The following is a 6,388-nucleotide window of genomic DNA, read 5'->3' on the forward strand; positions in this document are numbered from 1 at the left end:
GGGGTGGCCAGGGCGATCATGGCCAGGCGGAAGCCGAAGACCTGCCGGCACATCGCCTGGAGGGCGTTGACCTGGATGGGGATCGCCGGGGGCGCGGCCTCCCGTTTCGCCCTCCCCCACGGACGCGCGCCCGGCCGCCACCTCGGCAGCACCGTACGCGCCCGCGCCCCCGGCCGGGACTTCGTCCGCCGGACCCGCTGCCACGTCGCCATCACCGTCACCCGCCCCGCCTACTTCCCCGTGATGGAGCCGAAGTCCGTGCCCGAGCCCAGCAGCAGGCCCGCGCCGAGCAGGAGCATGGTGGCCGGGACCATGAACGTGGTGATCACCAGCGTGGCCCGCGGTACCGCGCGCGCGGCCTTGCGGCGGGCGTTCTGGGCGTCCGTACGGCGCATGTCCTTGGCGATGGCGACCAGCGTGTCGACGATGGGCGCGCCCAGTTCCTCGCCCTGCTGGAGTGCCGTCACGAACATGGCGACCTGCTCGGAGTCGTTGCGGCGGCGCAGTTCCGCGAAGGCCTGGCGGCGGCTCATGCCGAGGTCCATCTGGCGCAGGGTGATCCGGATCTCGTCCGCCCACGGGCCCTCGTACCGGGTCGACACCCGGTCCAGGGCCTGCCGGAAGCCGAGGCCCGCGCCGACCACGACCGCGAGGACGTCCAGGAAGTCCGGCAGCGTCCGTTCGATGACGTCCCTGCGGACCCGGATCGCCGCCCAGATGCCGACCTCGGTCCAGAACGCGCCGAAGGCCAGCAGCAGCAGGGCCATCAGGTACTGGCCGCGCAGGAAGAACACCAGGGCCCCGAAGCCGCCCAGCGCGCCGTAGACCGCGCGGCGGGCCGCGTAGCGGTTGATGGTCAGACCGCCCGGGTTGCCCGCCAGGTCGATCCTGCGGCGGTAGCGGGCCACCAGGGTCGGGCCCATCAGCCGCAGTACGGCGGGGGCGTACCGCATGCCGAGCCGGTCGACGAGCGAGTCGACCGCTCCGGTGCGGGTGGAACCGACCTCCAGGGCCAGCACGAGGTCGCTGGGCAATTTGGCGTCCGCCCGGTACATGCGGATGCCCGCGAAGACGCCCCACACGCTCAGGCCCATGAGCAGCGCCAGGGCGAGTGCCACCTGGTGTCCGGACACGGGTTGCTCCCTTCTTCGTGCTCCGACTGCTCGGACTGCTCAGACGTCGATACGGGACATGCGGCGGATGAGGACGAAGCCGACCGCGTACAGCGCGAACGCGATGATCACGCAGGCCTGGCCGGCGGTCGAACCGGTCATCCGGTCCAGGGCGCCGTCCTTGACCCCGTTCATCAGGAACAAGGAACCGACGCCGAGCACGGGGACGGCGTACGACGTCATGTTGACCTGGGAGAGCTGGGTGCGGATCTCGCGCCGCGTCTCCTTGCGCTCCTCCAGCGTCTCGGTGAGGTTGCGCAGCGCGCCCACCACCTGCCCGCCCGCCCGGTTGGAGAGCACCAGGGTGGTGACCAGGACGACCAGTTCTCGCGAGGGGAGCCGGTCCGCGAGCTCGCCCAGGGCGTCGTCGATGGACTGGCCCAGCGCCAACTGGTCGGCCACCTTGCCCAGTTCCTCGCCCGCCGGGGCCTCCAGCTCCTCCGCGGCCATGCCGATCGCGGTGCGCAGGGCGAGTCCGGCCTGGGTGGCGTTGGCCAGGATGCGGGCCAGTTCGGGGAGTTGGTTGATGAACTTCTCGATGCGCTTCTGGCGTTGCCAGTTCAGGAACTGGAGGGCCGCCCAGATGCCGAGGAGACCGGCGATCGGGCCGAAGAAGGGAGCCAGGGAGGCCTGGCCGACCAGGAACAGACCGGCCGCCGCCGCCGTCATGTAGACGAGGAATTCGCCGGGGGTCACGTCCAGGCCGGTCGCGGCCAGCCTCAGTTCGAGTCTCCGGCCCGCCTTGGTGCCGCGCAGACGGCGGTCGAGGGTGCGGAAGCGGCGTCTGCGTCCGGCAGCCGGGAGCTGGCCGGTGTGCGAGAGGCGTTCGACGAGTGCCGCCCGCTGGGCCCGGCCGGAGGCGTGCACCCGCAGACCGACGACGGCGAGGAGACAGGCCAGCAGGGTGACGCCGGTGGTGAGGGTGATGCGCGTCTGGAGATCCATGAGGGGGGTCCGTTCTCTCCGTCTCTACCGGGCTTCCCGGATGGCCAGTTGTTCGGTCGTACGGGCGACGCCGAAGGCCTGCGGGAGGGGCTGGCTCGCCATGTAGAGGCGGTCGGCGGTGCGGCGGGGCAGCGGGAAGTACTGGAAGGCGCCGTGGACCCGGCCGTCCGCGGTCATCGGCCGGGCGTCGAAGCGGGCGGCGGAGGTCAGCCGGTAGGGCTCGCCGCCGTGGCTGTCCAGCAGCGCGATCTCGGTGATCCGGCGGGCGCCGTCGGCGAACCGGGTGAGCTGGATGATGACGTCGACGGCGCTGTTGATCTGGTCGTGCAGCGCGACGAAGGGGACCTCGACGTCCGACATGGAGGCGAGGGTCTGGAGCCGGGTCAGGGCGTCCTCGGCGCTGTTGGCGTGGACGGTGGCCAGGGAGCCGTCGTGGCCGGTCGACATCGCCTGGAGCATGTCGAGCGACTCGCCGCCGCGGACCTCGCCGACGACGATCCGGTCGGGCCGCATGCGCAGGGAGTTGCGGACCAGGTCGCGGATGGTCACCTGGCCGTTGCCCTCGACGTTCGGGGGCCGCGACTCCAGCCGGATGACGTGCGCCTGCTGGAGCTGGAGCTCCGCGGAGTCCTCGATGGTGATGATGCGCTCGCCGCCGGGGATCAGCCCGGAGAGGGCGTTGAGCAGGGTCGTCTTCCCGGTGCCGGTGGCGCCGGAGACGATGATGTTGAACTTCGCCTGCACCAGCGCGGCGAGCAGGTACAGCATGTGCTCGTCCAGGGAGCCGAAGGAGACCAGTTCCTGGAGCGTGTAGGAGCGCGGGAAGCGGCGGATGGTGAGGATCGGGCCGGTCAGCGAGAGCGGCGGGATGATGACGTTCACGCGCTCGCCGGACGGCAGCCGGGCGTCGACCATCGGGTTGGACTCGTCCACCCGGCGGTTGACGGTGGAGACGATCCGCTCGATGGTCTGCATCAGCTGGTCGGCGGAGGCGAAGCGCATCGGCAGCTGTTCCACCCGCCCGCCGCGCTCCACGAAGATCGCGTCCGGGCCGTTGACCATGATCTCCGTGATCGAGGCGTCCTCCAGGAGCGGTTCCAGGATGCCGAGGCCGAGCGCCTCGTCGACGACCCGGCGGATCAGCTGGGAGCGCTCGACCGTGGACAGGACCGGGCCCTCACGGCTGATGATGTGCCCGAGCACCCGCTCCAGGCGCGCCCTGCGTTCGGCCGCGGCCAGCGAGCCCATCTCCGCGAGGTCGATCTCCTCCAGGAGCTTGGCGCGGTAGGAGGCGACCAGCTGGCCGTCCTCGCCCCGGCCGCCGTTCTCCTCGGGGGAGTTGATGCGTGCCCGCAGGCTCATGGTCCGGTGCTCCTCGCTCGTACGGTCCCTGCGTGGTCGTCGGTCGGTTCCCCGCGCGCGGTCGGGGCGGTGGTCGCATCGGGTCGGGTCGGGTCAGTGGTCCTTGGGCATCGTGGCCGTCCGGCCGGCCCGTCCGAAGTCCCAGCCGGGGACCAGGGAGGGGATGTCGATCTCGGCGGTGACCCGCACGGAGTCGCCCAGGTCGGCGCTCGAACAGCTCGTGCCGTCGGCCAGCCAGTCGCTGACCGCGTTGTGGCAGGCGCCCTGGTAGTCCTGGTCCAGCGAGGCGCTGCGCGCACCGGCGCGGGCCGCGGTGCCGGCCTGCTGGGCGGTGTAGGCGACCAGGCCCAGCTGGACCCCGGCCAGGGCGACCAGCAGCAGGACCGGGATGAACCCGAGGTACTCGATGGCGACCTGGCCGCGATCGCGTACGCGTGGCCCTATGTCGTACGGCATCTCAGCGCTTCGCCTCCTCCACCGCGCCCGCCTCGCCGTGGACGGTGAACGGGAAGGCGACCACGCCGGGGAAGAGGACGGGCACCTTGAGGGCGACCGAGGAGCGCACATAGCCGCCGCCGGTGGTGCAGTTCACCTCGGCGCCCCCCTTCCAGCCGCCCGACAGCTTGTCCAGGCCCGCCGCCCGGCAGGCCCCCTGCCGCTCCCCCGGGCGCGCCGCCGTGCCCGCCCGTACCGCCTCGTCCGCAGCATTCCCGGCGAGCGTGAACGTGTACCCCACGAGGACGAACTGCCACAGCAGCACCAGCGTCAGGATGATCAGCGGGGTCATGCCGAGGAACTCGACGGTCACCTGCCCCCGGTCCGACCGGCCGGTCGCCACCGCCGCTGCTCGGATCGTCCTCATCCGCCGCCGCCCCTCCGCCGCCGCAGGCTCACCGCGCCTCGCTCGCCGCCGCGTGAGCGGCCGCCCCGGCGGGTGCCCTCGGGCGCCTCGACCAGGCCCAGTTCAGCGGCGAGGGTCCACAGCGCCTGCTTGACCGTGCCCCGGTTGTCGAGGGTGTGGACCCGGCCGGCGTCGACGGCCGTCTGGAGTTCCTTGAAGTTGGCGGGGATCGCGGTGGCGGCGATCGCCGTGCCGGTGATCCGCTGGATCAGCGGGGGCTGGATCTCCGTACCGCGGGTGTGCCGGTTGACGACGACCGTCGTCTCCTCGGCCTTGCGGATCTGGAGGCGGTCCCACATCCGGACCGTGCGCTTGGCTCCCCGTACGGCGATCACGTCGGGGGTGGTGACCAGCAGCGCGGTGTCGGCCATCTCGACGGCGGCGGCGCCGGGGCCGCCGAGCTGGGCGCCGCAGTCGATGACGACGACCTCGTAGCGGGAGCGCAGCGCGCTGACGATCTGGCGGGCGGCGCGGTCGGTGACCTCCTCGCCTCGTTCGCCCTCGCCGGGGGCGAGCAGCAGGGCCACCCCGGTGTCGTGCCGGAAGACCGCGTCGGCCAGCACGCGCGGGGAGATGTCGCTGATGCCGGCCAGGTCGACGACCGAGCGGCGGAACTGCACGTCCAGGAAGGAGGCGATGTCGCCGGTCTGGAGGTCCATGTCGACCAGGGCGACGGCCCGGCCCGACGCCTGTGCGGCCAGGGCGAGCTGGACGGCGGTGAGGGTGGTGCCGACCCCGCCCTTCGCCCCGCTCACGGTGACGACCCGGCCGCCCGCGCCGGGCAGCACGTCGGCGCCGTGGCCGAGGTGGCGTCGTACGCCCACCGACCACTGGGCCACCGCCTGGACCCGGCTGGCGAGTTCCTCGTAGCTCAGCGGCAGGGCGACCAGGCCGCGGGCGCCGGAGTCCATGGCGGCGGAGAACAGGCCGGGGCTCGCGTCGGAGCTGACCAGGATGACGCCGACCGCGGGGAAGCGCAGGGCGACCTCGCGGATGAGCTCCAGGGCGGGGACCGGGCCGATGCGTTCGTGGACGACGACGACCTCGGGCAGTTCGTCGACGGACTCGGCGGCCAGCCGGGCGAGGGTGTCGACGAGCTGGGTGGAGTCGACGACCGGGGTGACCGGCTCGGCGTCCGGGAGCTGGTGCAGGAGGGTCGTGATGGACCGGACCGCGTCCACGTCGCCGACGGCCGGGAGGATCCTCGTGGGCATGGGGGCCTCCTACTTGTCGTTCGCGAGTTCGTAGGTCCGGTCCTTCTCGGGGACCGCGACGGTGCTGCCCGGCGCGACCAGCGCGAGCCGCACCCGCTCGGCGAAGGACTCGGCGTAGGTGATGCGCTGGGCGTCGAGGGTGGTCAGGGCGAAGGTGATGGGGACGGCGTCGGTGGGCTGCTGGGTGCGGTTGTCGGCGTTCGGCTCCAGGGCGGTGATCTCGCCGACGTCGATGACCTTCGCGTCGGTCACGATGATCTTGGACTGGTCGGGGTCGCCCTGCCGCTCGCCCTTGAAGGTGGCGTACACGTTGACCGTGGCGCCGGGCGTGATCTTGCCGGCGACCCCGGTCGCCGCGTCGATCATGATGGCGACCTCCTGCTGCCCGGGGCGCAGGGCGGGCCGGTCCACGATCATGTCGCTCTGGAGCAGCGAGCCCTTGCGCAGGGCGGTGACCGCGATCTTGCCGCGGATGCCGGCCAGATCGGTGACCGCGTTCGGCGACAGCCAGCGCTCGGGCATGCCGACCTTCTTGAACTGGTCGGCCCTGAGGGTGGTGTAGGGGGCTATGTCCGACCGGAGTTCGTACGCCGTGACCTCGGGGCCGACCTTGGACTTCACGTCGCTGATGACGGACAGGACACCGGCGAACGCGCCCAGGGCGCAGACGGCCGACAGGATCAGGAGAAGCACGCCGCGGCGCTGACGGGAGTTCATGAACCGTGCAACCTCATTGGGGGAATCGGTCGAGCGGGCTACTGGAGTCGGCGGGAGCCGGTCGGGCGGGTGGCGGG

General features: G+C 72.2%; 8 protein-coding genes. All 8 read right to left on the reverse strand.

The window, feature by feature from the left end:
• On the reverse strand, window positions 1–212 hold a 212-nt coding region (locus FNH09_RS43385; protein ID WP_152895375.1), incomplete at its 3' end, for a hypothetical protein.
• Window positions 213–230: 18 nt separating this feature from the next.
• The gene (locus FNH09_RS43390) at window positions 231–1,118 is read right to left on the reverse strand and encodes a DUF5936 domain-containing protein (protein ID WP_338017859.1); all 888 of its coding nucleotides are present in this window, start codon (window positions 1,116–1,118) and stop codon (window positions 231–233) included.
• 54 nt (window positions 1,119–1,172) lie between these two features.
• The gene (locus tag FNH09_RS43395) at window positions 1,173–2,117 is read right to left on the reverse strand and encodes a type II secretion system F family protein (RefSeq protein ID WP_152895376.1); all 945 of its coding nucleotides are present in this window, start codon (window positions 2,115–2,117) and stop codon (window positions 1,173–1,175) included.
• Window positions 2,118–2,141: 24 nt separating this feature from the next.
• The gene (locus tag FNH09_RS43400; RefSeq protein WP_152895377.1) at window positions 2,142–3,479 is read right to left on the reverse strand and encodes a TadA family conjugal transfer-associated ATPase; all 1,338 of its coding nucleotides are present in this window, start codon (window positions 3,477–3,479) and stop codon (window positions 2,142–2,144) included.
• Between the two features lie 93 nt (window positions 3,480–3,572).
• Complete coding sequence (locus FNH09_RS43405; protein ID WP_152895378.1) at window positions 3,573–3,935, reverse strand: TadE/TadG family type IV pilus assembly protein; 363 nt, start codon at window positions 3,933–3,935, stop codon at window positions 3,573–3,575.
• Window position 3,936: 1 nt separating this feature from the next.
• The gene (locus tag FNH09_RS43410; RefSeq protein WP_152895379.1) at window positions 3,937–4,341 is read right to left on the reverse strand and encodes a TadE/TadG family type IV pilus assembly protein; all 405 of its coding nucleotides are present in this window, start codon (window positions 4,339–4,341) and stop codon (window positions 3,937–3,939) included.
• A complete protein-coding gene (locus tag FNH09_RS43415; protein ID WP_152895380.1) occupies window positions 4,338–5,594 on the reverse strand; it encodes a CpaE/TadZ family protein in 1,257 nt (418 codons plus the stop codon). Before FNH09_RS43415 ends, FNH09_RS43410 begins: the two co-directional genes overlap by 4 nt.
• A 9-nt stretch (window positions 5,595–5,603) precedes the next feature.
• The gene (gene cpaB / locus FNH09_RS43420) at window positions 5,604–6,311 is read right to left on the reverse strand and encodes a Flp pilus assembly protein CpaB (RefSeq protein ID WP_152895381.1); all 708 of its coding nucleotides are present in this window, start codon (window positions 6,309–6,311) and stop codon (window positions 5,604–5,606) included.
• Window positions 6,312–6,388 lie beyond the last annotated feature (77 nt).

The organism is Streptomyces adustus (genome assembly GCF_009377175.1).
Classification (GTDB): Bacteria; Actinomycetota; Actinomycetes; order Streptomycetales; family Streptomycetaceae; genus Streptomyces; species Streptomyces adustus.